This window comes from Nocardia barduliensis (assembly GCF_013315795.1).
Taxonomy (GTDB): Bacteria; Actinomycetota; Actinomycetes; order Mycobacteriales; family Mycobacteriaceae; genus Nocardia; species Nocardia barduliensis.
This window is the reverse complement of sequence record NZ_JABLTE010000013.1, coordinates 16,712-42,319: the sequence shown is the minus strand read 5'-3', so window position 1 is coordinate 42,319 and position 25,608 is coordinate 16,712. Positions and strand designations below refer to the sequence as shown.

22 protein-coding genes and 2 pseudogenes are annotated in these 25,608 nt (G+C 69.8%); 10 read left to right on the top strand and 14 right to left on the bottom strand.

The genetic code is table 11. From position 1 onward, the window contains the following. Window positions 1-95: 95 nt before the first annotated feature. Entirely contained in the window at window positions 96-1,796 is a 1,701-nt protein-coding gene (gene kstD, locus HOV91_RS08480) for a 3-oxosteroid 1-dehydrogenase (RefSeq protein ID WP_174184875.1), read from the top strand. 190 nt (window positions 1,797-1,986) lie between these two features. Then, a complete protein-coding gene (chsH3, locus tag HOV91_RS08475; RefSeq protein WP_174184874.1) occupies window positions 1,987-2,853 on the top strand; it encodes an enoyl-CoA hydratase ChsH3 in 867 nt (288 codons plus the stop codon). A 357-nt stretch (window positions 2,854-3,210) separates the two neighbouring features. On the opposite strand, the gene HOV91_RS08470 is transcribed toward chsH3, so the two are convergent. The 7 genes and pseudogenes from HOV91_RS08470 to zapE (HOV91_RS40470) all read right to left on the bottom strand — a co-directional run. After that, complete coding sequence (locus tag HOV91_RS08470) at window positions 3,211-3,672, bottom strand: hypothetical protein (protein WP_174184873.1); 462 nt, start codon at window positions 3,670-3,672, stop codon at window positions 3,211-3,213. Further along, window positions 3,669-4,943, bottom strand: coding sequence for a DUF58 domain-containing protein (locus HOV91_RS08465; protein WP_174184872.1), 1,275 nt, complete (start codon window positions 4,941-4,943; stop codon window positions 3,669-3,671). Before HOV91_RS08465 ends, HOV91_RS08470 begins: the two co-directional genes overlap by 4 nt. After that, window positions 4,940-5,902, bottom strand: a complete 963-nt coding sequence (locus tag HOV91_RS08460) for an AAA family ATPase (RefSeq protein WP_174184871.1) — start codon at window positions 5,900-5,902, stop codon at window positions 4,940-4,942. The genes HOV91_RS08465 and HOV91_RS08460 overlap by 4 nt, the downstream gene beginning before the upstream one ends. Window positions 5,903-5,931: 29 nt before the next feature. Next, window positions 5,932-6,417, bottom strand: coding sequence for a hypothetical protein (locus HOV91_RS08455; RefSeq protein ID WP_174184938.1), 486 nt, complete (start codon window positions 6,415-6,417; stop codon window positions 5,932-5,934). 34 nt (window positions 6,418-6,451) lie between these two features. Next, entirely contained in the window at window positions 6,452-7,369 is a 918-nt protein-coding gene (locus HOV91_RS08450; RefSeq protein WP_174184870.1) for a DUF4129 domain-containing protein, read from the bottom strand. A 178-nt stretch (window positions 7,370-7,547) separates the two neighbouring features. Then, entirely contained in the window at window positions 7,548-7,898 is a 351-nt protein-coding gene (gene zapE, locus HOV91_RS40475; protein ID WP_312884522.1) for an AFG1/ZapE family ATPase, read from the bottom strand. 182 nt (window positions 7,899-8,080) lie between these two features. Beyond that, window positions 8,081-8,560: pseudogene (zapE, locus tag HOV91_RS40470) on the bottom strand (cell division protein ZapE); the annotation flags it as partial. A 62-nt stretch (window positions 8,561-8,622) separates the two neighbouring features. Between zapE (HOV91_RS40470) and HOV91_RS08440 the strand changes: the two are divergent. Next, window positions 8,623-9,201 (top strand): TetR/AcrR family transcriptional regulator, encoded by a 579-nt coding sequence (locus HOV91_RS08440; protein ID WP_174184869.1) that lies wholly within the window; start codon window positions 8,623-8,625, stop codon window positions 9,199-9,201. 5 nt (window positions 9,202-9,206) lie between these two features. Here HOV91_RS08440 and HOV91_RS08435 read toward each other — a convergent pair whose 3' ends face one another. The 7 genes from HOV91_RS08435 to HOV91_RS08405 all read right to left on the bottom strand — a co-directional run bounded on the left by HOV91_RS08435 (window position 9,207) and on the right by HOV91_RS08405 (window position 16,743). Then, entirely contained in the window at window positions 9,207-9,644 is a 438-nt protein-coding gene (locus HOV91_RS08435; protein WP_174184868.1) for an NUDIX hydrolase, read from the bottom strand. 104 nt (window positions 9,645-9,748) lie between these two features. Beyond that, window positions 9,749-10,927 carry a lipid-transfer protein gene (locus HOV91_RS08430; RefSeq protein WP_174184867.1) on the bottom strand — a complete coding sequence of 393 codons (1,179 nt, stop codon included), beginning with the start codon at window positions 10,925-10,927 and terminating at the stop codon, window positions 9,749-9,751. After that, window positions 10,920-11,339, bottom strand: a complete 420-nt coding sequence (locus tag HOV91_RS08425; protein WP_312884521.1) for a MaoC family dehydratase — start codon at window positions 11,337-11,339, stop codon at window positions 10,920-10,922. Before HOV91_RS08425 ends, HOV91_RS08430 begins: the two co-directional genes overlap by 8 nt. A 70-nt stretch (window positions 11,340-11,409) precedes the next feature. After that, a complete protein-coding gene (locus HOV91_RS08420; RefSeq protein WP_174184866.1) occupies window positions 11,410-12,345 on the bottom strand; it encodes a bifunctional MaoC family dehydratase N-terminal/OB-fold nucleic acid binding domain-containing protein in 936 nt (311 codons plus the stop codon). 18 nt (window positions 12,346-12,363) lie between these two features. Then, a complete protein-coding gene (locus tag HOV91_RS08415; protein WP_174184865.1) occupies window positions 12,364-13,524 on the bottom strand; it encodes an acyl-CoA dehydrogenase family protein in 1,161 nt (386 codons plus the stop codon). Continuing rightward, complete coding sequence (locus HOV91_RS08410) at window positions 13,509-14,573, bottom strand: acyl-CoA dehydrogenase family protein (protein ID WP_174184864.1); 1,065 nt, start codon at window positions 14,571-14,573, stop codon at window positions 13,509-13,511. Before HOV91_RS08410 ends, HOV91_RS08415 begins: the two co-directional genes overlap by 16 nt. A gap of 22 nt (window positions 14,574-14,595) precedes the next feature. Continuing rightward, window positions 14,596-16,743: an acyl-CoA dehydrogenase family protein gene (locus tag HOV91_RS08405; protein ID WP_174184863.1), complete on the bottom strand. Its 2,148-nt coding sequence runs from the start codon at window positions 16,741-16,743 to the stop codon at window positions 14,596-14,598. 145 nt (window positions 16,744-16,888) lie between these two features. Between HOV91_RS08405 and kstR the strand changes: the two genes are divergently transcribed. The 7 genes and pseudogenes from kstR to HOV91_RS08370 all read left to right on the top strand — a co-directional run bounded on the left by kstR (window position 16,889) and on the right by HOV91_RS08370 (window position 25,526). After that, window positions 16,889-17,539 carry a cholesterol catabolism transcriptional regulator KstR gene (gene kstR / locus HOV91_RS08400; protein ID WP_174184862.1) on the top strand — a complete coding sequence of 217 codons (651 nt, stop codon included), beginning with the start codon at window positions 16,889-16,891 and terminating at the stop codon, window positions 17,537-17,539. 257 nt (window positions 17,540-17,796) lie between these two features. After that, window positions 17,797-20,370, top strand: coding sequence for a trehalose-phosphatase (gene otsB / locus HOV91_RS08395; protein WP_174184861.1), 2,574 nt, complete (start codon window positions 17,797-17,799; stop codon window positions 20,368-20,370). Window positions 20,371-20,532: 162 nt separating this feature from the next. After that, window positions 20,533-21,414, top strand: coding sequence for a metal ABC transporter solute-binding protein, Zn/Mn family (locus HOV91_RS08390; RefSeq protein WP_174184860.1), 882 nt, complete (start codon window positions 20,533-20,535; stop codon window positions 21,412-21,414). A gap of 4 nt (window positions 21,415-21,418) precedes the next feature. Beyond that, window positions 21,419-22,279 (top strand): annotated as a pseudogene (locus HOV91_RS08385) (metal ABC transporter ATP-binding protein); the annotation flags it as partial. A 143-nt stretch (window positions 22,280-22,422) separates the two neighbouring features. Next, window positions 22,423-23,292, top strand: a complete 870-nt coding sequence (locus HOV91_RS08380) for a metal ABC transporter permease (RefSeq protein ID WP_312884520.1) — start codon at window positions 22,423-22,425, stop codon at window positions 23,290-23,292. Between the two features lie 199 nt (window positions 23,293-23,491). Further along, a complete protein-coding gene (locus HOV91_RS08375) occupies window positions 23,492-24,664 on the top strand; it encodes an acyl-CoA dehydrogenase family protein (protein WP_174184858.1) in 1,173 nt (390 codons plus the stop codon). Between the two features lie 55 nt (window positions 24,665-24,719). Beyond that, the gene (locus tag HOV91_RS08370; RefSeq protein WP_174184857.1) at window positions 24,720-25,526 is read left to right on the top strand and encodes an enoyl-CoA hydratase/isomerase family protein; all 807 of its coding nucleotides are present in this window, start codon (window positions 24,720-24,722) and stop codon (window positions 25,524-25,526) included. Window positions 25,527-25,608 lie beyond the last annotated feature (82 nt).

Sequence of the window (25,608 nt, the reverse complement as noted above, 5' to 3'; positions counted from 1 at the left end):
AACTGAAACAAGTTTCCTCGACAAACGGAAGGTCGAGCAAGTCTTCTGCCACACAACATAGACCAATGGCGCGTCCATTCTATAACGTGTTCTACATGACTGATCGGGAATACGACGTGGTGGTGGTCGGCAGCGGCGCCGCCGGCATGACCGCCGCCCTCACCGCGGCCCAGCACGGGCTGAGCGTGGTGGTCATCGAAAAGGCCGCGCACTACGGCGGGTCGACCGCGCGCTCCGGCGGCGGCGTGTGGATCCCGGGCAACAAGGCGCTGCGCGCGTCCGGTCGGCCCGACGACCGCGAGGACGCGCGGACCTACCTGCACAGCATCATCGGCGACGTCGTGCCCAAGGAACGGATCGACACCTACATCGATCGCGGCGCCGAAGCCTTCGACTTCGTGCTCGACCACACGCCATTGAAGATGCGCTGGGTGCCGGGCTACTCCGACTACTACCCCGAGGCGCCGGGCGGACGCGCCGCGGGACGTTCGTGCGAACCCAAGCCGTTCAACGCCAAGATCCTCGGCGCGGAACGGTTCAACCTGGAGCCCGCCTACAGCAAGGCTCCGCTGAACGTCGTGGTCACCCAAGCCGATTTCAAGCAGCTCAATCTCATCCGTCGTCACCCGCGCGGCATGCTGCGCGCCATGCGGGTCGGCGCGCGGACCACCTGGGCCCGGCTCACCGGCAAACATCTGCTCGGCATGGGGCAGGCGCTGGCCGCCGCGCTGCGCAAGGGCCTGCTGGACGCGGACGTGCCGCTGCTGCTGAACACTCCGCTGACCAAGCTGATCGTGGAGGACGATCGCGTGGCGGGCGTCGAGGCCGAACACGAGGGCGAGACCGTGCGCTTCACCGCCCGCCACGGCGTGGTGCTGGCCAGCGGCGGGTTCGAGCACAACGCCGAGATGCGGCACGCCTACCAGCGCGAACCCATCACCACCGAATGGACCACCGGCGCTGCGGCCAACACCGGCGACGGCATCCGCGCCGGTCTCGAACTCGGCGCGGACATCGACATCATGGCCGACGCGTGGTGGGGGCCGACGATCTTCAAGGGCGGCAAGCCCTGGTTCTGCCTGGCCGAGCGCAATCTGCCCGGCTGCATCATCGTGAACGCCGACGGTGAGCGTTTCGGGAATGAGTCCGCTCCTTACGTCGAGGCCGTGCACACGATGTACGGCGGCGAGTACGGCCAGGGCGAAGGTCCCGGCGAGAACGTGCCCGCGTGGCTGGTGTTCGACCAGCGCTACCGCAACCGCTACATCTTCGCCGGGTTGCAGCCCGGCCAGCGGTTTCCGTCCCGCTGGATGGAAAACGACCACATCGTGCAGGCGCCGACCCTGGCCGAGCTGGCCGCGAAGATCGGCGTGCCGGAGCAGAAGCTGACCGCCACCGTCGAGCGGTTCAACGGCTTCGCGGCCAGCGGTGTGGACGAGGACTTCCACCGCGGCGACAGCGCCTATGACAAGTACTACGGCGATCCGACCGTCAAGCCGAACCCGTGCCTGGCGGCGCTGGTACAGGGCCCGTTCTACGCGGCCGAGATCGTGCCCGGCGACCTCGGCACGAAGGGCGGACTGGTCACCGACACGGCCGGGCGGGTGCTGCGCGAGGACCGGACGGTGATCGAGGGCCTGTACGCCTCCGGCAACGTCAGCGCGCCGGTGATGGGCCACACCTACGCGGGACCCGGCGCCACCATCGGCCCCGCGATCACCTTCGGCTACCTCGCGGTGCTGGACATCGCCAAGCGCAAGAAGGAGCAGCCCGCCGCGGCGACGGCGGGCGCCTGACGACGAGAGCGCGGTGCGGGTCGCGCCGGACCCGCACCGTGATCGCGCACTGATCCCGCCGACCGGACGACGCACTGGCTCGCCGCTGCCGGGCCGCGCAGGATCGTCAGCAGGGCGCCATCGATTCCCGGCGCGGTCTCGCTCGCGGCGCGCGGGCGGATCGATCCACAATCATGCACAAGGAGAACTGATGCCCATCGACCCGAAGATCGCGCTCGGCGCGCAACTGCCGAGCCGAGAGTTCGCCTGGACCCCCTCGGACGTGCAGCTCTACCAGCTGGGCCTGGGCGCGGGTACACGCTGGACCGACCCGGCCGAGCTGCGCTATCTCGACGATCGGGAACCCCAGGTGCTGCCCACCTTCGCCACCGTGGCGGCAACCGTGCACGAGACCGAGCCGCCGCGGGTCAGTTTCCCCGGGATCGAGATCGACCTGGCGAAGGTGGTGCACGGTCATCAGGAGGTCGAGGTGCACCGGCCGATTCCAGCCGCGGGCAAGGCGACCAAAGTCAGCCGGATCGCCGAGGTGTGGGACAAAGGCTCGGCGGCGGTCATCGTGCAGGAGCACACGGTCACCGGCTCCGACGGAGCCCCGCTGTGGACCGAGCGCTCGTCCATCTTCGCCAAGGGCGAGGGCGGCTTCGGCGGTGAGCGCGGGCCCAGCAACAAGTCCGAACTGCCCGGCCGTGACCCGGATTTCGACGTCACCACGCCCACGCTGCCGCAGCAGGCGCTGATCTACCGGATGTCCGGCGATCGCAACCCACTGCACTCCGATCCGGAATTCGCTCGCGCCGCCGGGTTTCCCGCGCCCATCCTGCACGGGTTGTGCAGCTACGGCATCGTCTGCAAGACCGCGACCGACACCGTGCTCGACTCCGACGCGAGCCGCGTCACCGGGTTTCGCGCCCGATTCGCCGGCGTGCTCTACCCGGGTGAGACGATCCGCACCCGGATCTGGCGGCAAGGCGACGAATTGACCATCTCCGCGACCGTGGTCGAACGCGAGGAGGCACCGGTCCTCAGCGATGTCACCCTGCGCTTCCGGCCCGCCTGACGCGGAGTTCCACGGAACGTCCGAACCCGATCACGCCGGGCTACGGCCCGGCGCAAGATCGAGGTCAGCTCGACGTCCCCAGGTCTGGGTACACCAGACTTCGTCCGCGGATCGGAACTCATGAAAGGGTCCGGAGAGCGGCGCAAGAGACGCCGGTCATGAAAGGACGCCACCTTGCTGATCGACTTCCTGCTGGGCCTTCTGCACAATCTGCTGACAACCGGTAAGCCGTTCCTGGGTTCCTGACTTCGCGATCCGCGGTCCGTTGTGCCGGAAATCATCACTCCGGCCGCAGGTTCCTGAGTGGACCCGTTGCGGAGATAGCGGATCGGTTGGCCTCCTGACCTGCTGGCGCGGTCAGATTCCGCCCGACACCGGAAGTTCCCGGTCGCCGCGTCCGCGGCGGGCGGCGACGCCCTGGATCACCAGCGCGTACAGCACCACGACCAGAATCGGCGCGGCCAGCGGGGCCCAGGCCAGGCGCACCGGGACCAGGGCCGCGCAGACGGCGACCGCGGTGAAGCCGACGGCGCCGGTCACCGAGGGGATCGTCGTCGGCACCACGCCGTGCGGTGCGGTCACCGTCGCGGCGTTGAGCATATAGGTGGTGGCCACCAATCCCGTCGCGGCGGAGGCGAGCACCCCGGCGTCGGCGATCGCCAGCACGCCGAGCGCGAGCAGCACGGCGCAGACCGCGAGCGGACGGAACCACCAGCCGAGCGCCACCAGCAGCAGCGCGGGCAGACCGACCCACGGCTCCAGCAGCGCCACCGACGCCACCAGCAGCACCCCGGAGAGAACGGCGAGGAATCTGGTCATCGGCGCACCCGTACCGTCCTGCGGTGCTCGGGGAGCACCCGCATGATCTGATCCAGACGCGCGTCTTCCGGCCACGCCACGATGTCGACGCCGACCGTGCCCATGTCCCGGTACATCGCCGCGCGCTCGAGCTGCCACATCTTGGCCAGGGTCGGGTCGAGGTCCGCGTGGAAGGGCGTGCCGCGCAGGACGTCCACCACGACCACGACGTGCCCGCGCTTGCGCAGATCGATCAGCGCGAGCGCGAACTGGGTGTCCAGCAGCGTGGAGAACGCCACCACGATCGCGCCGAGCGGCACCGCCGCGTGCGGCGCGAGGGTGCCGGTGGTCGGAATGTGCTCGTCGCCGACGTCGAGCACGGTGTCGACGATGCGGTAGAACTGGCGGCGTCCGATGTCCGGCCGCAGCCAGCGCGGCGCCTGGCCGAGGCAGACCACCGCGGTGCGGTCGCCCGCCTGCAAGGTCGACTGCACCACCTGCGCCGCGCCGCGCACCGACAGCTCCAGCGAGTCGGTGGCCGGTCCCGGCGCCTGCTGGGAGGTGTCCACCAGCACCACGACGTCCGCGGAGCGGTTGGTCAGCCGCTCGGTGACGTACAGCCGCCCGCGCCGCGCGCTCACCGGCCAGTTCACGATGCGCAACTGGTCGCCGGGCGCGTAGGCGCGGATGTCGGCGTACTCGACGCCCGGACCGTGCCTGCGGGTCAAGTGGGTGCCGAGCCGCTCGGGAAGTTCGGTGCGCGGCAGGCGCATGCGCTGCGGATCGGTGATCGGGTACACGAACAGCTGGCCCGCGGGCAGCACCGCGGTGGCGACCGCGAGCCCGGCCGGGCTCAGCGCCGAGACCCGCACCGACACGGGATAGCGCCCCCACCGGCCCGCCGAGAGCGCGAGCCGCAGCCCGGCGGGCGCCACGCCGGAATCGCTGGCCTCCTCGACCTGGATGCCCATCCCCGTCGAACGCTCCGGTTTCAGGCGCAGCAGCGCGTGCCCCTTCTCCACGAAAGCGGCCACGGTGAGCACCACTTCCTCGGTCTCGAAACAGCGCAGCGTGCCGCCGCCGTCGACCTGGATCCTGGTCGAGGACTGCTGCCACGGCGCGGTGGCCAGCACGCCGAGCAGCGGAGCGGCGAACACGACCAGCTGCCACCTGCCGAGGATCACCGCCAGCACCAGAGCCGCCGCGGCGCAGCCCGCGAGCATGAAGACCAGCGGTGCCGGCCGCCACCGCAATTCGGCGTCGACCGCGGAGCTGGCGTCGCGGTGCCTCATGTCACGGTGGCGCGCGGGACCGGCAGACGGCGCAGCAGTTCGGTGATCACGTCCTCGCCCCGGATCCGGCGCACCCACATCTCCGGCCGCAGCGTGATCCGGTGCGCCATGGCGGGCACGGCCAGCGCCTTGACGTCTTCGGGGATCACGTAGTCGCGGCCGAGCAGCAGTGCCCGCGCCCGGGACATCTGCACCAGGTCGAGTTCCGCGCGCGGGCTCGCGCCGACCTCGACCTGAGGATGTCCCCTGGTCGCCGACGCCAGCGCGACGACATAGCTGACCACGTCGGGGTGCACGGTCACGTATTCGACGGATTGCCGCATCTCCAGCAGTCCGTTGGCGTCCACGACCTGGTTGACCTGCGGCTGCTGTGCCCCGCGTTCCAGCCTGCGCCGGATCATCCGCGTCTCGTCCTGCTCGGACAGGTATCCCAGCCGCAGCTGGATGGCGAACCGGTCGAGCTGGGCTTCCGGCAGCGGGTAGGTGCCCTCGTACTCGATCGGGTTGTCGGTAGCCAGCACGACGAACGGCTGCGGCAGCACGAACGTCTCGCCGTCCATGCTGACCTGGCCCTCCGCCATCGCCTCCAGCAGCGCGGCCTGCGTTTTCGGCGGGGTGCGGTTGACCTCGTCGGCCAGCAGCAGGTTGGTGAACACCGGCCCGCGGCGGAAGGTGAACCGGCCGGAGGACATGTCGTAGATCGTCGACCCCAGCAGATCCGCGGGCAGCAGGTCGGGGGTGAACTGCACGCGGTTGAACTGCAACCCGAGCGCGGCCGCGAACGATCGCGCGATGAGCGTCTTGCCGAGGCCGGGTAAGTCCTCGATCAGCACGTGCCCACCGGACAGCACGGCGATCATGATCAACTGCAACTCGTCCTGCTTGCCGACCACGACCCGGGACAGCTCCCGGAGCACGGCCTCGCTGCGCTGGATGGTCACGTCCATCGGCATGGTCATTTGTGTACCCGCACTTGCCTCAACCCATTTCACATTCTCTGCAGGCGGCTCAGGATCTCGTCCAGCGCCGCACGTCCCGGTGCCCTGCTGGTCTGATCTCGAAGGGCCGAATTGGCCGGATCCACCCACCGCCACAGCTCCGGTCCGAACTGGTGGATACCCGCCGTCTCGACCGCTCTGCGGTTCTTCGCCACCCGCTGGCCGGTGGAGAGCTCGAATTCCCTGGCGAGCAGCGGACGCAGGTGCCGGTCCCAATCGGCGCGGGTGCCGTCCGCGCGGTCGGCGAGCATCTGCGCCCTGGCGTGCCAGCGCTGCAGCATCTCCGCGGGGCCGTTCTCCATATCGTCGATCTCGTCGTCCGCGGACTCGGCGCGCTCGAGCAGCGACCAGACCAGCCAGGCCAGCGCCACCGCCACCGGGATCCCGGCGACGACCAGCACCAGCCCGCGGGCGCGCTCGACGGCCGCCAGTTCGATCACCCCGACGACGAGGACGCAGGTGATCACCACCCCCATCCGGTTCACGCCGTGTCCTTTCCGGCCCCACCGGTCATGCGGGCACCTCCCCTTGCAGGTCGGCGAGCACGATGCGCAGCAGTTGCTCGGCCCGCATGCGCTGCCACTCGAGCATGGCGTGCGGGCTGAACCTGGCCTCCTCGAACAGGGCGACCAGCTCGCGGGCGGACGCGTCGTGCAGGGCGCCGCGTTCGAACGCGCGAGCCAGCACCTCCATCGGCGTGTCCGAGATCAGCGGGGCGGCGGCGCGGTCGGAGGCGAGACCGCGCTCCATCGCGACGTAGCAGGCGATGATCGCGGTGCGCGGGTCCTGACCGGGCGCGTTCATCGCGGCCAGACCCATCTCGGCCGCGCGGGCCAGCGAGTCCGCCACGGTGGGCGCCGCCGCGACCGCGGGCGCCGCGGTGGGCGCGGGCTTGCGCCGGGAGGACACCGCGACCACGACCAATCCGCTCATCGCCACCGTCAGCAGGCCCGCGGCCGCGATCGAGGCCAGCACCAGCGCCGTCCCGGTCAGCTCCGCCGACGTGGGGTCGTATTCGGCGGGTGGCTGGGTTCCGGGCTCCGGCGCGGCGCCCGTGGTGGTGGCGGGCGCTGCCGGGCGCGCCGGTTCGCTGGGCTTGCTCCCGCCGATGAAGTAGATAGCCGACGCCGCCGCGATCAGCAACGCGAGCAGCGCCAGCGCGCCGAGCACCGCCAGACCGGCCCGGCCGAGACTCCACTGCGCGCGCTCGTCCTCGCGTTCCGGTTCCGGCATGGCCAGCGGCAACCGGTGCTGGCTGGCGATCACGCCCGCCAGCAGGATCACGATCGACACCGAGAGCAGCACCGGCATGAGCGCGACCGACAAGGCGGACGGGGCATGCCTGCGCGGCGCGGCTTCGGTAATTCCTGGGATGTATCCGTGCAGGGTGATGGCGGCAAAAGCCAGCAGCGTGATCAGCACGATCACGCGCGATATCGGCGCTCGCGCCCTGGCCACTGCATACCACCAAATCTGAGTACTGCACAAAACAGCCACATAGTTACATGCCGGGCGGTCCGCTCGGGATGGAATGGAATACTTCGGAGTCCCTCCTCTTGAACTGCGACTGTGGTCGGCCGCCATCGGGCAGCTGTCGCGACGGCGGCTACCGGGTGATTTCAGGCGAGGATTGGGACAATTCACAAAGCCGGCTGGCTAAACGTGAGATATCCGGCACCCCTGGAACGCCTCGTAGCAGCTCGCCGAGCGCCGAAGACGCGACGAGGGAGAGTTCACGATCGGCGTCATAGAGAACATCCACGACGTTCACGAAACGCATCGCCCAGTCGGGCGGAACTTCACTCAGCGGCGGCACATCTCGGATTTCCCAACGCTGAAAACGTTGGGCCAGTGCAACATAATCCGCAGCGGAGGTTGGGACACCGCACAATGCGAAGAAGTCGATGACGAGCCTGCCGCCGTCCGTCGCAATGGCGCGCAAACTCCGAGCGCCCACCGATATCTCGACCGCTGATTCGTTCCCCCCTGTGCCACAGCGGTATTCCACGCGCCCGCCGCGGAAATCGGCAGTGCGCGCCACTGTGGCGCCACGACGTATCGCCCGGCCGCGAATCCGGCGCGGGCGCCACGCGAACCGAGGGCGCGATAGTCGACCGCGCCGTCGACCGCCACGACGTCCAAGTGCGCCAGGATGCGCTCGATCGTCGGCACGAATCGGTCGTGGAACAGCGGATTGGGCAGCAACTCGGCCGGTGGGTAGTTCGAGGTCACCACCAGCACGATGCGGCGGGCGAACAGCGCGTCGAGCAGGCGCGCGATCAGCATCGCGTCCCCGATGTCGTGCACGTGGAACTCGTCGAAGCACACCAGCCGGGCGGCACCGAGCAGCGCGTCCACGGCGGCGTCGATCGAGCCGGATTCGTGCGCGGCGGCGTGCAGGCCGGCGAAGAACTGGTGGAAGTGATACCGCCGTTTGCGTTCCGAGGCCACCTCCGCGAAGAACCGGTTCATGAGCATGGTCTTGCCGCGACCCGGCCTGCCGTAGAGATAGATGCCACGATGACGCCGCACCGGCCGTCCGCGCCGGTCCACCAACTCCCGCAATCGCGCGGCCGCCCGCCGCTGGCCGGAATCCCACTGCGAAACATCGGGTTCCATGACACCTCCTCGTCCTCTACATTTGTAGAGGACGAGTCGTGCCGCAGACAGGAAGGGTGATCATGTCCACAGGCGACCGGCGGGCGCTTCTCGCCGACACGGCCATCGAACTGATCGCGGCGCGGGGCCTGCGGGCGCTCACGCACCGGGCGCTGGACACCGAACTGGGACTGCCCGGCGGGTCGGCCTCCTACTATTTCCGCACCAAACGCGCGCTGATCGAGGCCGTCGTGGACCGGATCACCACCCGCTCCCGCGACGATTTCGCCGTCGCCGCGCTCGCGCCGACCGGCGCCGCCGCGCCCGAGGCGATCGCGGAGGCCATCGCCATCTGGCTCGACCGGCTGCTGGCCGAGCGGCGCGCGCACCTGATCGCCCGCCACGCCCTGCTGCTGGAACTCCTGGACGATCACGACCTACGTCCCCGGCTCGCGCGCAGCCTCTTCTCCATCGCACGCGCCCGAGACCTCTTCCGCGCCATGCGCGCACCCGATCCGGACACCCGGGCGGCCGATTTCGTCGCCGTCGTCGAAGGAGCCGTTTTCGACCGCTTCGCGGGCAACCGCACCGCACTGCGCCCGGACACACCGGAAAGCGTGCGGCAACTCACCCGGCTACTCGTGCCCTATCTGAGCGTGTGATTGGCTCAGCTCGGCCAACCCCGCTGGCTATAGGTCACCCCGGTGAGATGACCGCGGATACCCGCCGCCGGATACGGGATGAGCTTTTCCGGCAGGTCCGCGATAGGAAACCAGCGGAGTTCGTAGGACTTGTCGGGTTCGCGGTTGACCGGCTCACCCGACCAGCGGCGCGTCCGGAAGAACAACCCGACCCGGGCTTCCCGCCCGGAATCCACGACGTGAGCGGTGTGGACATGCCGCAGATCCGCCGGGTCGATCACCACTCCGACCTCCTCGCCGGCCTCGCGGACCGCCGCGGCGAGCGCCGACTCCCCCGCTTCCAGTTTCCCGGCAGGCAGGTGCCACAGCCCGTCGAACTCGTCCGCGCTGCGCCGCCTGCTCAGCAACAACTCCGCGCCGCGCAGCAACAGCACATGCACGTCCACCACATGCCGGTCCACCACCGCCCCCAACCTACGCGCCCGCCCGTCCACCCGAGGCGCTTCGCACCGGCCGACAGGTCTTCGGATCAGCCGTCGCGAGTGCGAAGCGCCGCGTGGGAAGCGGCTCAGTCGCCGGTGAGGACGAGGCCGGACGTGGGGACGCCGGTGCCCGCGGTGACCACCACGTTGGTCAGACCGGGCACGGGATTGACCGAGGTGCCGCGAATCTGGCGCACGGCTTCGGCGATGCCGTTCATGCCGTGGATGTACGCCTCACCGAGTTGGCCGCCATGGGTGTTCAACGGCAGGCGGCCCCCGAGCTCGATCGCCCCGTCGGCGATGAAGTCCTTCGCCTCGCCCCGGCCACAGAAGCCGAGTTCCTCCAACTGCATGAGGACGAACGGGGTGAAGTGGTCGTAGAGGATGGCCGCCTGCATATCCTCCGGACGCAGGCCGCTCTGGGCCCACAGCTGATCGCCGACCAAGCCCATCTCCGGCAGGCCGGTCATGGCGTCGCGGTAGTAGCTGGTCATCACGTACTGGTCCGCGCCGGAACCCTGGGCGGCCGCGGCGATGACCGCGGGCCGCTGTGGCAGGTCGCGGGCCCGCTCGACGCTGGTGACCACGATGGCGACGCCACCGTCGGATTCCTGGCAGCAGTCCAGCAGGTGCAGCGGCTCGGCGATCCAGCGGGAATTCTGATGGTCGGCCAGGGTGATCGGCTTGCCGTAGAAGAAGGCCGCCGGATTCACCGCCGCGTGCTTGCGATCGGCGACCGCAACGCGGCCGAAGTCCTCGCTGGTGGCGCCGTAGACGTGCATGTAGCGCCGGGCGACCATCGCCACCTGCGCGGCCGGCGTGCCCAGCCCCTGCGGGTAGGACCAGCCCGCGTCGACGCCCGAGGAGGTGGGCGCGGTGGCCAGCGCCGTGGAGAACTGCCCGAACCGCGACACCGACCGCTCGTTGAACGCGCGATAGGCCACCACGACGTCGGCGATGCCGGTGGCCACCGCCATGGCGGCCTGCTGGATGGTGGCGCAGGCCGCGCCGCCGCCGTAGCCGATGTGGCTGAAGAACTTCAGCTGCGGGATGCCGACCGCCCTGGCCACGGCGGCCTGCGTGTTGGTGTCCATGGTGAACGTGGTCAGGCCGTCCACGTCGGCGGGCGTCAGGCCGGCGTCGGCGAGCGCGGCGGTGACCGCCTCCGCGGCCAGCCGCAGTTCGCTGCGGCCGGAGTCCTTGGAGAAATCGGTGGCGCCGATGCCGACGACGGCCGCGCGGCCGGAAAGTCCCTGCTCAGTCATCGGAACTCCGCAACGCGATGACGGCCGTGGCCGTGATGTGGTCGCCCAGGCTGTCCTTGCCGACCACGTCGATGTGTATGTCGTCGCCGTCCAGCGCGGTCACCGTGCCGGTCAGCCTCAGCGTGTCCCCGGCGTACAGCGGCACGCCGAGGCGCAGCGCGACCGACTTGACGACGGCGCGCGGGCCCGCCCAGTCGGTGACGAAGCGCTGCACCAGGCCGGTGTCGGTGAGGATGTTGACGAAGATGTCCTTGGACCCGCGGGCGACGGCCTTGTCCCGGTCGTGGTGCACGTCCTGGAAATCTCGGGTGGCCAGCGCGGTGCTGATCACGAACGTGGGATCGACGTCGATCACCAGCTCCGGCAGCACCGTGCCGATCCGCACGTCCACCGGTTCCACGGCGGCGCTCACAGTGCCTCCTCTCTCGCCGGAGCGGGGCCATGCGTGGTCACACTCCGCTGCTTCCTCCTGGCCTGCCCGCTCACGCGACCACCTGCCACACCGGCAGGGTCGCCTCGTCGTCGAGCTTCTCGAAGCCCACCTCGACCGGCAGGCCGACCCGCACCTCGGCGGGGTCGATGCCGCGCAATTCGCCGAGCATGCGCACACCCTCCTCCAATTCGACCAGCGCCACCACGAACGGCAGCCGCCGTCCGGGCACCTTCGGCGCGTGGTGCACGACGTAGCTGAACACGGTGCCGCGCCCGGAGGCCACGACGTAATCGGTCGGTTTCGCTTTGTCCTGCCAGATGGCCGGGATGGGCGGATGCCGCAGCGATCCGTCCGGCAGCCGCTGGATGCGCAACTCGCCCGCTCTGGTCCCCTCCCAGAAGAATTCGGTGTCCCAGGAGACCAGTGGCTTCACCCGCTCGCCCGCGGCCGGTTCCGGCGCAGCGGCGCCCGGCGCGAACTTCAGCAGCCGGAACAGCATCTCGGCCACCACTTCGTCGCCGACCCGCCAGGTGGTCTGGAAGGTGACGAACCACCCCTCGCCCAGCGCGGTGCGCTTCGGGCCGCGGATGTCCGACAGCGTGCTGGTGACCGAGATCTGTTCACCGACATTGAGGTAGCGGTGGTAGGTCTGCCGGCAGTCCGTGGCTACGACGGAGGTGTAACCCGCGGCGTCGAGCAGCTCGGTGGCCGCCCCCATCGGGTCGTCGGCAGGCCGGGAGCCGTTCAGCCCGAACATGGTCCACACCTGAACCATCGCGGGCGGCGCGACGACGCCGGGATGTCCGGCGGCGCGCGCCGCCTGCTCGTCCACGTAGATCGGGTTGGCGTCACCGAGCGCCTCGATCCAGTTGTTGATCATCGGCTGGTTCACCGGGTCCCGCCCGAAACGGGGCGCGCTCTCGCCCGCCGCCCGAATCGCTTCGGCGGCGGCGATGATCGCTTCCGGAGTAGTGGTGTCCGGCACGCGCGGCTCCTTCACTCGTTATCGGGGTACTCGCGGCAACCGCAGACCGGCCGAGGCCACCAGTTCGCGCATCACCTCGTTGACGCCACCGCCGAAGGTGACCACCAGGTTCTGCTTGGTCCTGCGATCCAGCCAGGTCAGCAGTTCGCCGGTGGCCGGGTCGGCCGGGTCGCCGTAGCGGCCGACGATCTCCTCGGCGAGCCTGCCCGCCTCCTGCAGCGATTCGGTGGAGTAGACCTTGGTGGCCGACGCGTCGGCGATCACCTGGGACTGGTCGCCGTCCATGGTCCCGGCCACCTGCCAGTTCAGCAGTTCGTTCAGCCGGACCATGGCGTGGATGCGGCCCAGCGCGCGCCGCGCGTCCGTCTCGGCGAGCACGCCGCGCGGTTGCGCCCAGTCGCGCACCCGGTCGTAGAGCTGCTCGATCTTGCCGGACGGACCCAGGCTCACCCGCTCGTGGTTGAGCTGCGTCGTGATCAGCTTCCAGCCCCGGTTCTCCTCGCCGACCAGCATGCTGGCCGGAACGCGCACATTGTCGAAATAGGTCGCGTTGGTGTGGTGGGCGCCGTCGCAGGTGATGATCGGCGTCCAGGAGTAGCCGGGGTCGGTGGTGTCCACGATCAGGATGGTGATGCCGCGGTGGCGCGACTCGACCGAGCCGGTGCGGCAGGCCAGCCAGACGAAGTCGGCTTCGTGCGCGCCCGTGGTGAAGATCTTCTGTCCGTTGACGATCCAATCCCCGGATTCGTCGCGCACCGCCGACGTGCGCAGCGCGGCGAGGTCGGTGCCCGCCTCCGGCTCGGAGTAGCCGATCGCGAAGTGGATGTCGCCGGCGAGGATGCCGGGCAGGAACCGCTGCTTCTGCTCCGCGGTGCCGAACTGCTGCAGGGTGGGGCCGACGGTCAGCAACGTCACCAGCGGCAGCGGGACGTCGGCCCGGACCGCCTCGTTGAAGAAGATCTGCTGCTCGACCGGTCCGAAGCCCTGGCCGCCGTATTCCTTGGGCCAGCCCACGCCGAGCCAGCCGTCGCGTCCCATCCTGCGCACCACGGCGCGGTAGGCGTCGCCGTGCCGGTTCACCGCCATCTCGGCCTCCTCCTCGGGAGTCACGAGATCGGCGAAGTAGGCACGCAATTCCTCGCGGAGGCGACGTTGCTCGGTGGTCAGGTCGATGAACATCTGGCGCCCAATCGGTCGAGTCGGAACGACGCGCCGCCGAGCCAGCGAGCGATGTCCTTGGCTTGTGAGTAGTAGCGGTGCATCGGGTGGGTGACGTCCACGCCGAGGCCGCCGTGCAGGTGATGACACTTCTGCATGGCCGCGGGCAGTTGTTCGGCGACGGTGTAGGCCAGGACGTCCAGGTCGTCGTCGGTGCGTTCGCGGTGCTCCTGGCTCGGGTCATCCTGGGCGAGCGCCCAATTCGCCGAGACCGCGGCCACGTGCAGGGTCCGCGAGACGACGTACAGGTCCGCGATCTGCTGGGCGACGGCCTGGAACTCGGCCAGCGGCCTGCCGAACTGCCGCCGGCTCCGCAGATGCTCCGCGGTGAGCGTGATCGCCCCCTTGAGCAACCCGTCGGCTACTGCGCCGATGGACGCGAGCGCCAAGCGGTGCAGTTCCGCCAGGCCGGTCGGCCACAACTGTTCGGCGGGTATCTCCACCTGGTCCAGTTGCACGGTGCATTCGGGGATGCCGCCGGAGACCGGTGTTGGCGTCAGCGTGAGCCCTTCGGCCTGCGCGTCCACGAGGGCGATCCCGGAACTGGTCGGCACGAGCAGCCAGCTGGCCTGCTCGGCGTAGGGTACGGCGACCTTGCGCCCGCTGATGCGCACGGTGTTTCCGTTGGTGACCGCGATGGTCTCCGGTTTGACGGTAAACGGCGCAGCGGCTTCGCTCAGCGCCGCGGTGACCACCGTCCCCTTGGCGATGTCGGGCAGCACCCGCGCCCCGACGCTCTCCGGCGCGCTCGCCACCAGCGGCAGCACGCCGAAGCCCAGCGTCGGGAGGGCGGGTACCGCCACCGCGTCCGTCGCCAGCTCGGTCAAGAGGGCCGCCACCTCGAGCAGCCCCATGCCGTCACCGCCGTGCCGCTCCGGCACCGCGACGACGAGCAGTCCGGAATCGACCAATCTCGGCCACAATTCCATATCGCGAGCGGGTTCTCGCTCCAGCAAGCTCACGACGACCTCGGCCACCGCGTCTTGGCCTTCGTCCCTGGTGAAGTCCACGTTTTCTCCCGGTTGTCGGCGACTAGCTGTCCGCGTCGCGAGGCAGCCCGAGAATCCGCTCACCAGCCACGGTGAGCAAGATCTGCTCAGTTCCACCAGCGATCGTTAGACAGCGTGTGAGCAGGAATTCCTTCACTACTTCGGAATCCTGCGCGCCGGAAGGCCCTGCCATCTCGACAGCGAATTCCGCGACCGCTTGGCGGTGGCGCACCCCGACCAATTTGCGAACACTACTCTGCGCACCCGGGTCTCCCCCCTTAAGCAACTTCACTGCCGCGCGTTGCTCGAGCAAAAGTCCGGCGACGGCTTCGGCGACGAATCCGCCGAGCCGGTCGTTCACCAGTTCGGCGCCGGGCCCGGTGGCGGGCGATTTCGCGATGAGTTCCTCGAGTACCGGACCGATGCCATTGCCGCCCATCGCGACCCGTTCGGTCGCCAGTGTGGAACGGGCGATCTTCCATCCGTTGTTCAGTGCGCCGACCACACAATCGTCGGGCACGAACACGTCGTCGAGGAACACCTCGCTGAAACGCGCTTCGCCGGTTATCTGCACCAGCGGACGAATTTCGAGTCCGGCGGCGTGCATATCCACCAAGAAGTATGTGATACCGCGATGCTTGGGCGCTTCCGGATCGGTGCGAGCCAGACAGATCGCCCAATTCGCCTTGTCGCCCAGCGAAGTCCACACTTTTTGCCCGCGCAGCACCCAGCCGCCGTCCACCTTCTTCGCGGTGGTGCGCAACGCCGCCAGATCGGAGCCCGCTTCGGGTTCGCTGAACAGCTGGCACCAGACCACCTCGCCACGCAGGGTCGGCCAGGCGAACCGCTCGATCTGCTCCGGTGTGCCGTGTTGCAGCAGCGTGGGGACCGCCCAGCCGCCGATGGCCAGGTCCGGCGTGGAAAGCCCGGCGCGCCGCAGTTCCTCGGAGATCACCAGGCCGGTCATCGGGTCGGCGGCGCGCCCGTACGGCCGCGGCCAATGCGGCATGGCCAACCCCGCCTCGACCAGCGCGTCGCGTCGGGCCTCGGCGGGCAGCGCCGCGATCCGGGCGACTTCGGCGGCCAGTTCGTCCGCGCCGCCGTCGGCGGCCACGCCCTCGGCGGCGAAGACCCGGTCCGCGCCGGTGGTGCGCCGCAGGCCGCGGCGGGTCGACTCGGTGACCCGGGCCCGCCAGCGCGCGGAGCCGCCGAGCAGTTGCCGCAGCGCCGTCGCCCGGCGCAGATACAGGTGCGCGTCGTGCTCCCAGGTGAAGCCGATGCCGCCGAGCACCTGGATGCAGTCCTTGGCGGTCTCGACCGCCGCGTCCAGGGCGATGGCGGCCGCGATGGCGGCGGCGATCGGCAGTTCCGCGCCGCCGTCGTCCACGGCGGCCGCGGTGTCGGCGGCGACGGCACGGATGAGCTCGGTGCGGCACAGCATCCAGGCGCAGATGTGCTTGACCGCTTGGAAGGAACCGATCTTGCGGCCGAACTGCTCGCGCACCTTGGCGTACTCGACCGCGGTCTCCAGGCACCAGCCCGCCAAGCCCGCCAGCTCGGCGGCGACCAGCGCGACGAGGAGGTCCTCGGCGGCGTGTGGCGCGACGAACACCCGATCGGGAGGAACGCGCAGATCGGCGCAGTGCACCCGGGCCAGCGGGGTGCTCGGGTCCAGCGGCGCGAGCGCCTCCACCCGCAGTCCGGCGGCGTCGGGCGGGACCAGGCACCAGCGCTGCCCGCGCGGGTGGTCCACCGGCAACAGCACGGCGGTGCCCGGTGCGGCGCCGAGCACGGAATCCCAGGTACCCGTGAGCAACACGCCGTCGCTTGCGGCGGGTACGCTCACCGTCGCACCGACGACGAAGTCGAGCGCGACACCGCACGGCAGGTCCTCGTCCAGCTTTCCCGCGGTGATCAGGTTGGCCAGAGCCGTTGCCAGCACGGGCCCGCCGACCAGGTCGTGCGCCGCCTGCTCCACCAGCACGGCGAGGTCGGCGACCGAGCCACCCGCCCCGCCCGCGTCCTCGGCCACCGCGACCCGGAAGATCCCGATCTCCGCGAGTGCGGGCCAGTAGGCGCGCCAGAAGTCGGCCGCGCCGGTTCGCATTGTTGCAATCGGACGGACCGAGGCGGCCCATCCGCGCATCGACTCCTGAACGGCTTTATGCTCGTCAGTGGTGGCGATGGTCACACTCCATACCGCCTTTCCGGCGTGACTCCCACACCTAGAACATGTTCTAATATCCTAGCCCGGCGGAAGTCAAGACACCATCGCCGCCGCGGCGAGACCGCGCACGCAGCCGACGAAACGACGTTTCCGGAAAGGACTTTCATCAATGGCCAGTCCGTCCCGATCGCAGCCAGCCGACCCGAGCGCGGCCCGGCCCGCTGCCACGGTCACCACGCTCAGTGAGGACGAGCTGAGTTCGGCGGCGCAGCGCGAACGGCGCAAGCGGATTCTGGACGCGACCCTCGCCCTCGCGTCCAAGGGCGGTTACGACGCGGTCCAGATGCGCGCGGTCGCCGAGCGCGCCGACGTGGCGGTCGGCACGCTGTACCGCTACTTCCCGTCGAAGGTGCACCTGCTGGTCTCGGCGCTGTCGCGCGAGTTCGAGCAGATCGAGGGCAAACGCAAGCCGCTTGCCGGGCAGTCTCCACAGGAGCGCATGCACCTGCTGCTCACCCAGATCACCCGGATGATGCAGCGCGACCCGCTGCTCACCGAGGCGATGACCCGGGCGTTCATGTTCGCCGACGCCTCCGCCGCCGCCGAGGTCGATCGCGTGGGCAAGGTGATGGACCGCGTCTTCGCACGGGCCATGAACGACGGCGAGCCCACCGAACGTCAGCTGGCCATCGCGCGGGTGATCAGCGACGTGTGGCTGTCCAATCTGGTCGCCTGGCTGACTCGGCGCGCCTCGGCCACCGACGTCACCGAACGCTTGGAACTGACCGTCGACCTCCTGCTCGGCGAACGTACCCAGTAAGCTCTACCGGGATCTCTCAGCGCACATCGAGCGAATTCGGCGCCCGGTCACCCACCGGGCCCGAAAGGCCCCCTGTGCTGCGACGTAGCTCACCCGCTCGGATCCCGTCGCCGTTAGCTGGGCAGATCTACCGGACACCGGTTCAGCAGCTGCGTTATCGTGCGCACGCGGACCGGCGCGCTTCTGTGCGGCAAATTCAACACAGTATTGTTTTGCCCGCCCCCGGAAAAAACTCCTCCGATCACTAGGTTGGATGCGTGAGCGCACAGGATCTGCCACTGGAACTTCGCCGTGCACTGTCGACGGTCGCGCGCGTGCCACGGCTGCTGGTCGCATCGGACTACGACGGGACACTCGCGCCCATCGTGTCCGACCCGGCCAAAGCCTTCCCCCATCGGGAATCGGTGAGCGCGTTACGAGCCCTCGCCGGCCTGACCGGGACCACCGCCGCCGTGATCTCCGGCCGCGCGCTGCGAGATCTCGCGGCGCTGTCGCGCCTGCCGGTCGAGGTGCAGCTGATCGGCAGCCACGGCTCGGAATTCGACGTCGGTTTCGTGCACGCGATCGATAACGACGCCAAGCACCTGCTCCAAGAGGTGCAGACGGCGCTGAACCAGATCGCCTCGGACAACCCAGGCGTCACCGTCGAGATCAAACCGGCCAGTGTCGCCCTGCACGTGCGCAACGCCAGCCCGGAGATCGGCCATCGCGCGCTGTCGCAGGTCCGGCTCGGCCCGGCGTGCTGGTTCGGCGTGCAGGTCACCGAGGGCAAGGCCGTCATCGAACTGGCCGTGGTGCAGACCGACAAGGGCACCGCACTGGACACCGTCCGGCATCAGGCGGGGGCCTCGGCCGCGGTGTTCTTCGGCGACGACGTCACCGACGAGAAGGCCTTCCGGGTGCTCGCGGGCCCGGACGTCGGCATCAAGGTCGGCGACGGCGAGAGCCTGGCCAAGTTCCGGGTGGACAGCACCGAGGCCGTGGCCTGGGCGCTGGCCTACCTGCTGGAGGAGCGCCGGACCTGGCTGGCGGGCGCGAGCGCGCCGCGCATCGAGCGGCTGACCATGCTGGCCAGCCCGCGCTCGGTCGCGCTGCTCACCCCGGACGCCACGGTGACCTGGTTCTGCCATCCGGAACCGGATTCCGCCGCGGTGTTCGCGCACCTGCTCGGCGGCCCGCAGGGCGGTCACTTCACCATCGAGCCCGAGCGGCCGGGGCTGCCGCTGTCGCAGCGCTACGTCGACGGCACGATGACCGTCGAAACCCGTTGGGCCAGCCTGCAGGTCACCGACTACCTGCCGCACGACGTCGCGCCCACCCGGACCGATCTCACCCGGGTGATCACCGGCGACGCGAGAGCCGTGGTCACCTTCGCGCCCAGGCCGGAGTTCGGCCAGGTGCCGGTGAACCTCGAAGCGCAGGACGGCGGGTTGCGCGTGCACGGCACCAACGACCCGATCGTGCTGCGCTCCCCCGGCGTGCGCTGGGAGATCGTCTCCGACGGAACGCACGAGTCGGCGCGGGCCGTGGTCGACCCGTCCAAGGGCGCGGTCGTGCTCGAACTACGCTGCGGCACCACCGATCTGGAACCCGCCGCGACCGACGAGACGCAGCGGCGCAGGGAGGCGGAGCGGTACTGGTCGGAGTGGGCCTCGAAGCTCACGCTGCCGCCGCTGAAGCCCGACCTGATGAAGCGTTCCGCGCTGACCCTGCGCGGCCTGGTGCACGCGCCGAGCGGTTCGATCCTCGCGGCGGCCACCACCTCGCTGCCCGAGGACATCGGCGGCGTGCGCAACTGGGACTACCGCTACTGCTGGCTGCGCGACGCGGCGCTGACCGCGCAGGCGTTGGTTTCGCTTGGCTCGCTCACCGAGGCCGAGGACTACCTCGGCTGGGTGCACCGGGTGCTGGAGACGCTGCCCGGCCCCGAGCGTCTGCACCCGCTGTACACGCTGTACGGCGAGACGCTGCCGCCGGAGGCCTCGATCGACCAGCTGCCCGGCTACGCGGGCTCTCGCCCGGTACGCGTCGGCAACGCGGCCAACATGCAGGTCCAGCTGGACGTCTTCGGTCCGATCGTCGACCTCATCGCGACCCTGGCGCACGCCAGGGAGCTGCGCGGCGTCACCGATCCGGCGGGCGTGCTGCCCGACGCCGACTGGGAGCTGGTGTGCGCCATGGTCTCGGCCGTGCAGCGGCGCTGGCAGGAGCCCGACCACGGCATCTGGGAGATCCGCGGCAACCCGCGCCACCACGTGTACTCGAAGGTGATGGGCTGGCTGACCGTCGACCGGGCGCTGACCCTGGCGCAGAAGTTCGACCGCGAGGCCGATCCGGCCTGGCCGGTGTTGCGCGACACCATCGCCGACGAGGTCAAGGCCAAGGGCTGGAACGACGAGGTGCAGTCCTACACCGCCGCCTACGACGGCACCGACCTGGACGCGGCGACGCTGCACATCGGGTTGAGCGGCCTGATCGACCCGTCCGACCCGCGCTTCGCGGCGACCGTCGTGGCGACCGAGGCCGAGCTGCGCAGCGGTTCGACCGTCTACCGCTACCACCACGACGACGGTCTGCCCGGCGGCGAGGGCGGATTCCACCTGTGCGCGGCCTGGCTGGTCGAGGCGTACCTGCTGATCGGGAAGCGCTCGGACGCCGAGGCGCTGTTCGCCCAGCTGGTCGACGTCGCCGGTCCGACCGGGCTGCTCAGCGAGGAGTACGACCCGGTAGCCGAACGCTCGCTCGGTAACCATCCCCAGGCGTACAGCCATCTCGGCCTGTTGCGCTGCGCGCAATTGCTCGGACAGCCGGTGGAGGCCGCGCTGGTCTGACGGTCGCTACCAGCCGAGGGCCCGCGAACGAGGAATCGTTCACGGGCCCTTCGCATTTCACTTCCCCGGCGGGCGTCGCATCCTACCGTTTGACGCCCCCTGCTAGAGTTAAACGGCAACGATTTCCATTATGATCTAGAGCACTGCCAGGAGTACCCCCACGTGAGAACCCGATTCGCCATCACTTGCGCAGGCATCGCCGTGGGGGTCGCCTCCGCCCTGACGCTGACCGGCTGCGGCGGCTCCACCGACGACGGCAAACCGACCGTCGTCGCCTCCACCGACGTCTGGGGCGATATCGCCGCCACCGTCGCGGGCTCCGACGCCACCGTCCGATCGCTGATCACCGATCCGTCCGCCGACCCGCACTCGCACGAGACCTCCGCCGTCGAGTCGGCCGAGCTCACCGATGCCGACCTGGTGGTCTACAACGGCGGCGGCTACGACGAGTTCGCCGAGAAGGCGGTCGCGGGCACGAACAAGCGCACGGTGGACGCGTTCTCCCTGCGGGCCGACCAGAGCGACGAGAACGAACACGTCTGGTACGACGTGCGCACCGTCGGCGTGGTGGCCGACCGGATCGCCGCCCAGCTCGGTGAAATCGACCCGGACAAGGCCGCGGCCTACACCGAGCGCGCGACGGCGTTCAAGGACAAGCTCGGCGCGGTCACCGCCATCACCGGCAAACTCGCCGCCGAGCACCCGAAAACGCCGGTGCTGCAGACCGAACCCCTCGCCCACTACCTCCTCGCCGCCGCCGGGGCCGACGACCTGACGCCGCACGAGTTCCAGGAAGCCATCGAGCAGGAGACCGATCCGGCGCCCGCGGCCGTCGCGGCGACCCAGGATCTGCTCAGCGGCAAGCGGGTCCGCGCGCTGATCTACAACGTGCAGACCCAGGACAAGATCACCAAAGACCTGCGCGGCACCGCGCAGAACGCGGGTGTCGCCATCGTCGAGGTGACCGAAACCCTCCCCGAGGGCCAGGACTACATTCAGTGGCAGACGAAGAACGCGCAGGCGCTGGCCGCCGCACTGGGTTGAGCCGATGAACGAGGGAGCCGCGCTGACCGAGCACACCGACCGGGTGGAGCGGCGACCGGGCATCGGTGCCGACTCGACCGCGGTACGCCTGGAGGCGGCGCGATTGTCGTTCGGCGACCGAACGCTGTGGGAGGGGCTGGATCTCAGCGTCGCCCGCGGTGAATTCGTCGCGGTGCTCGGCCCGAACGGGTCGGGCAAGACCTCGCTGCTGAAGGTGCTGCTCGGCCAGCTCGCCCTCAGTTCCGGCACGGCTCGGATCGCGGGCTCGCCCGCTCGCGCCGGCAATCCCGACATCGGCTACGTGCCGCAGCAGAAGACGATCGACGCCGGGGTGCAGTTGCGCGGCGTCGACCTCGTCGGGCTGGGCGTCGACGGGCATCGCTGGGGACTCGGCCTGCGCTCCCGGGCCGAACGCAAGCGCAAGGTGGCCGCGGCCATCGCCGACGTCGGCGCGGAGCATTTCGCCTACGCGCCACTGGAATCCATGTCCGGCGGCGAACAGCAGCGCCTGCGGGTGGCGCAGGCGCTGGTCGGCGATCCGAAGGTACTGCTGTGCGACGAGCCGCTGCTCAGCCTGGACCTGGCGAATCAGCGACTGGTCGCCGAGCTGATCGATCGCAGGCGGCGCACCCACGACACCGCGGTGCTGTTCGTCACGCACGAGATCAATCCGATCCTGCCGCTGGTGGATCGAGTGCTGTACCTGGTCGACGGCCGGTTCCGGATCGGGACGCCGGAGGAGGTGATGACCTCGGCGGTGCTCTCGCAGCTGTACCGCACCGAGGTCGACGTACTGCGGGTACGCGGGCGCCTGGTCGTCGTCGGCACCGGTGACACCATGGACGCGCTCGGCACGGCGGGCGGTCACTGCCACGGTCCGGCAGGCGACGAATTCGCAGGCGGGGTGACCGCGCCGGACCCGGTCCCCCACGTTCCCACCGACCTGGCGGACGGTAACGGCAACCGCCCGGCCCGGTCCGCGGATCCGGATGAAAGCGGAGTGCGTTCGTGATCGACAAGCTCTCCGGCGTCCTCGGCAAGATGCTGGACTTCGGCACCACGGCGAACCTGCTGTCCTACGGTTTCGTGCAGCAGGCGTTGCTCGCCGCGGCCCTGCTCGGGCTGCTGTCCGGGGTGATCGGTCCGCTGATCATCAGCAGGCAGATGTCCTTCGCCGTGCACGGCACCAGCGAACTGTCCCTGACCGGGGCCGCCGCCGCGCTGCTCGCCGGTATCGGGGTCGGTCTCGGCGCCATCGCGGGGTCGGTGGTCGCGGCGGTGCTGTTCGGCCTGCTCGGTACCAGGGCGCGCGAGCGCGATTCGGTGATCGCGGTGGTGCTCTCGTTCGGCCTCGGCCTCTCGGTGCTGTTCCTGTGGCTCGGCCCCGATCGGGCGGGCTCGAAGTTCTCCCTGCTGACCGGTCAGGTGGTGAGCGTCGGCAACAACGGCCTCGGCCTGCTCGCCGTCTGCACCGCCGGAGTGATCGCCGTGCTCGCGTTCGTCTACCGGCCGCTGCTGTTCGCCAGCTCCGACCCGGAAGTCGCGGTGGCGCGCGGCGTCCCGGTGCGCGGGCTGTCCATCGTGTTCGCCGTGCTGCTGGGTATCACGGCGGCGTTCGGCGTCCAGATCGTCGGGGCGTTGCTGGTCCTCGCCCTGCTGATCACCCCGGCCGCCGCGGCCGCCCAGCTCACGGCGAACCCGATCCGGGCCACGCTGCTCGCCGTGCTGTTCGCGGAGGTGGCCGCCGTGGGCGGCATCCTGCTCTCGCTCGCGCCGGGCGTTCCCGTGTCGACCTTCGTCACCACCATCTCGTTCCTGGTCTACCTCGCCTGCCGCCTGCTGGGCAACCGCAACCGCAAGCTCGCCCGCGCCCGCTGAGACCGCTCTCCGACGTAGTTGCGCCACCTGGCGCATCCCGGAGCCCGCGCAGTGCCGCAGACGGTGATCCGCGGGAAGCGTCGTCCGGAAATACCCCTGAGCACAACGGACGCACCCTGTGATGGCAGCCGCCTTCAGTCATGCACGCATGCTTTCGTATGCTCGTCCCATCGCGCCCCCGAACGAATGGTGACCAACGATGATCGACTTCGCGATTCCCGCCGAACTCGCCGCCGAACGCGACCGAGTACGGCGGTTCGTCATCGACAAGATCGTCCCGTACGAGCGGGACCCGCGCCTGACCGCGCACGGCCCGACCGACGAGCTGCGGCAGGAACTGGTCGAACTCGCCCGCGCCGAGAAGCTGCTCACCGTGCAGGCGCCCGAAGCGCTCGGCGGGCGCGGACTGACCCACATCGAGCAAGCCGTGATCTACGAGGCGGCGGGCTGGTCCACGCTCGGCCCGGTCGCGATGAACTGCGCGGCTCCCGACGAGGGCAACATGTTCCTGCTGTCCAAGGTGGCCGACCCCGACCAGGTCCAGCGCTACCTGGTTCCCGTGATCGCCGGCCACCAGCGCTCGGTCTTCGCCATGACCGAGCCCGACGGGGCCGGCTCCGACCCGGCCCAGCTGGCCACCGCGGCCACCTTCGACGGCGCGAACTTCACCATCAACGGCCGCAAATGGCTGATCACCGGCGCCAACGGCGCGAAGACCTGGATCATCATGGCGCGGCTGGCCGCCAACCCGCACCTGCCCGAGGGCCCCACGCTGTTCCTCGCCGACGGCGACGAGCCCGGCATCGTCATCGAACGCACGATGAACACGATGGACCGCAACTACGTCGCCGGGCACGGCGTTGTCCGCTTCGACAACCTCGTGCTGCCCAGGGAGGCGCTGCTCGGTGAGGCGGGGCAGGCGCTGCGCTACGCCCAGCTCCGGCTCGCCCCGGCCCGCCTGACCCACTGCATGCGCTGGCTGGGCGCCGCCGAACGAGCCCAGAGCATCGCGGTCGAGCACGCGCGCACCCGCACCGCCTTCGGCAAGCCGATCGGTGAACACGAGGGCGTCTCGTTCATGCTGGCCGACAACGAGATCGCGCTGCACCAGTGCAGGCTGACCATCTGGCACGCGTGCTGGCTGATGGACAACGGCGAGAAGGCCCGGCACGAGAGCTCGATCGCCAAGTCGTTCGTCTCCGAGGAGCTGTTCAAGGTCGCCGACCGGTGCGTACAGGTGCTCGGCGGCATCGGCATCAGCGACGAGACCGTGGTCGAGATGATCTTCCGCGACATGCGCGCCTTCCGGCTCTACGACGGTCCGACCGAGGTGCACAAGTACGCTATCGGGCGCAAAGTCCTGCGCGGATAGCAGAGGACTTTCGGCCCGAGGTGAGGTCCGCCTCCGTCGGCTAACATCCTGTGGCATGAGTTCGGAACTGCACGTCGACGTCTCCCGGGGCGTCGCCGTGCTCACGCTCAACCGGCCCGCGCAGCAAAATGCCTTCACCCCCACGATGGCCGCCGAATTGGGCGCCGCGTTGCAGCGCTGCGACGCGGAAGACGCCATTCGTGCCGTGATCGTCACCGGCACCCCGCCCGCGTTCTGCGCGGGCGCCGACCTGTCCAATCGGGTCGGCGAGGTCAGCGCCACCATCGATCCGCCGCCGTGGCGGGTGCGCAAACCGGTGATCGCGGCGGTGAACGGCCATGCCGTCGGCATCGGGTTGGCGCTGGCCCTGCAGTGCGACCTGCGGTACATGGCGCGCGACGCGGTCTACGGGCTGAACCAGGTCCGCCGCGGTGTCCTGGCCGACGGCTACGCGCACTGGACGCTACCCCGGCTCGTCGGCATGGCCAACGCCGCCGACATCATGCTGACCGGGCGCACGTTCGACGGTGACGAGGCGAAGGCGATGGGCCTGGCCAACAGCTCGCTACCCGGGGGCGAGGTGCTGCCCACCGCGCTGGCCGTCGCGCACGACATCGCCAACGGATCGGCACCGCTACCGGTGGCGCTATCCAAGCGGCTGCTCTGGGAGGGGCTCGGGATGAGCCCCACCGTGGTCGGGCAGCTGGAGACCGAGCTGAACCAGCACGCGAGCAAGAGCATCGACGGCGGCGAGGCCATGGCCGCCTTCCGGGATCGCAGACAGCCCAGCTGGTCCGGCAGCGTCAGCACGGAATGGCCCGCCTGGGACGGCGCAGAGCGCGAACGGCCCAGCCTGGACTAGGCAACACCCCGCTCAGCCGAGTACAGCGCCGTGGAGGGGCCTCCGGCCCGAACTACGGCCCCTGCCTGCCACAGCACGGCGT

Bases quoted from the DNA above. Each gene is read 5' to 3' on its own strand.
- kstD (WP_174184875.1), top strand. From the start codon at position 96: ATGACTGATCGGGAATACGACGTGGTGGTGGTCGGCAGCGGCGCCGCC.
- chsH3 (WP_174184874.1), top strand. From the start codon at position 1,987: ATGCCCATCGACCCGAAGATCGCGCTCGGCGCGCAACTGCCGAGCCGA.
- HOV91_RS08470 (WP_174184873.1), bottom strand. From the start codon at position 3,672: ATGACCAGATTCCTCGCCGTTCTCTCCGGGGTGCTGCTGGTGGCGTCG.
- HOV91_RS08465 (WP_174184872.1), bottom strand. From the start codon at position 4,943: ATGAGGCACCGCGACGCCAGCTCCGCGGTCGACGCCGAATTGCGGTGG.
- HOV91_RS08460 (WP_174184871.1), bottom strand. From the start codon at position 5,902: ATGACCATGCCGATGGACGTGACCATCCAGCGCAGCGAGGCCGTGCTC.
- HOV91_RS08455 (WP_174184938.1), bottom strand. From the start codon at position 6,417: ATGGGGGTGGTGATCACCTGCGTCCTCGTCGTCGGGGTGATCGAACTG.
- HOV91_RS08440 (WP_174184869.1), top strand. From the start codon at position 8,623: ATGTCCACAGGCGACCGGCGGGCGCTTCTCGCCGACACGGCCATCGAA.
- HOV91_RS08430 (WP_174184867.1), bottom strand. From the start codon at position 10,927: ATGACTGAGCAGGGACTTTCCGGCCGCGCGGCCGTCGTCGGCATCGGC.
- HOV91_RS08415 (WP_174184865.1), bottom strand. From the start codon at position 13,524: ATGTTCATCGACCTGACCACCGAGCAACGTCGCCTCCGCGAGGAATTG.
- kstR (WP_174184862.1), top strand. From the start codon at position 16,889: ATGGCCAGTCCGTCCCGATCGCAGCCAGCCGACCCGAGCGCGGCCCGG.
- HOV91_RS08375 (WP_174184858.1), top strand. From the start codon at position 23,492: ATGATCGACTTCGCGATTCCCGCCGAACTCGCCGCCGAACGCGACCGA.
- HOV91_RS08370 (WP_174184857.1), top strand. From the start codon at position 24,720: ATGAGTTCGGAACTGCACGTCGACGTCTCCCGGGGCGTCGCCGTGCTC.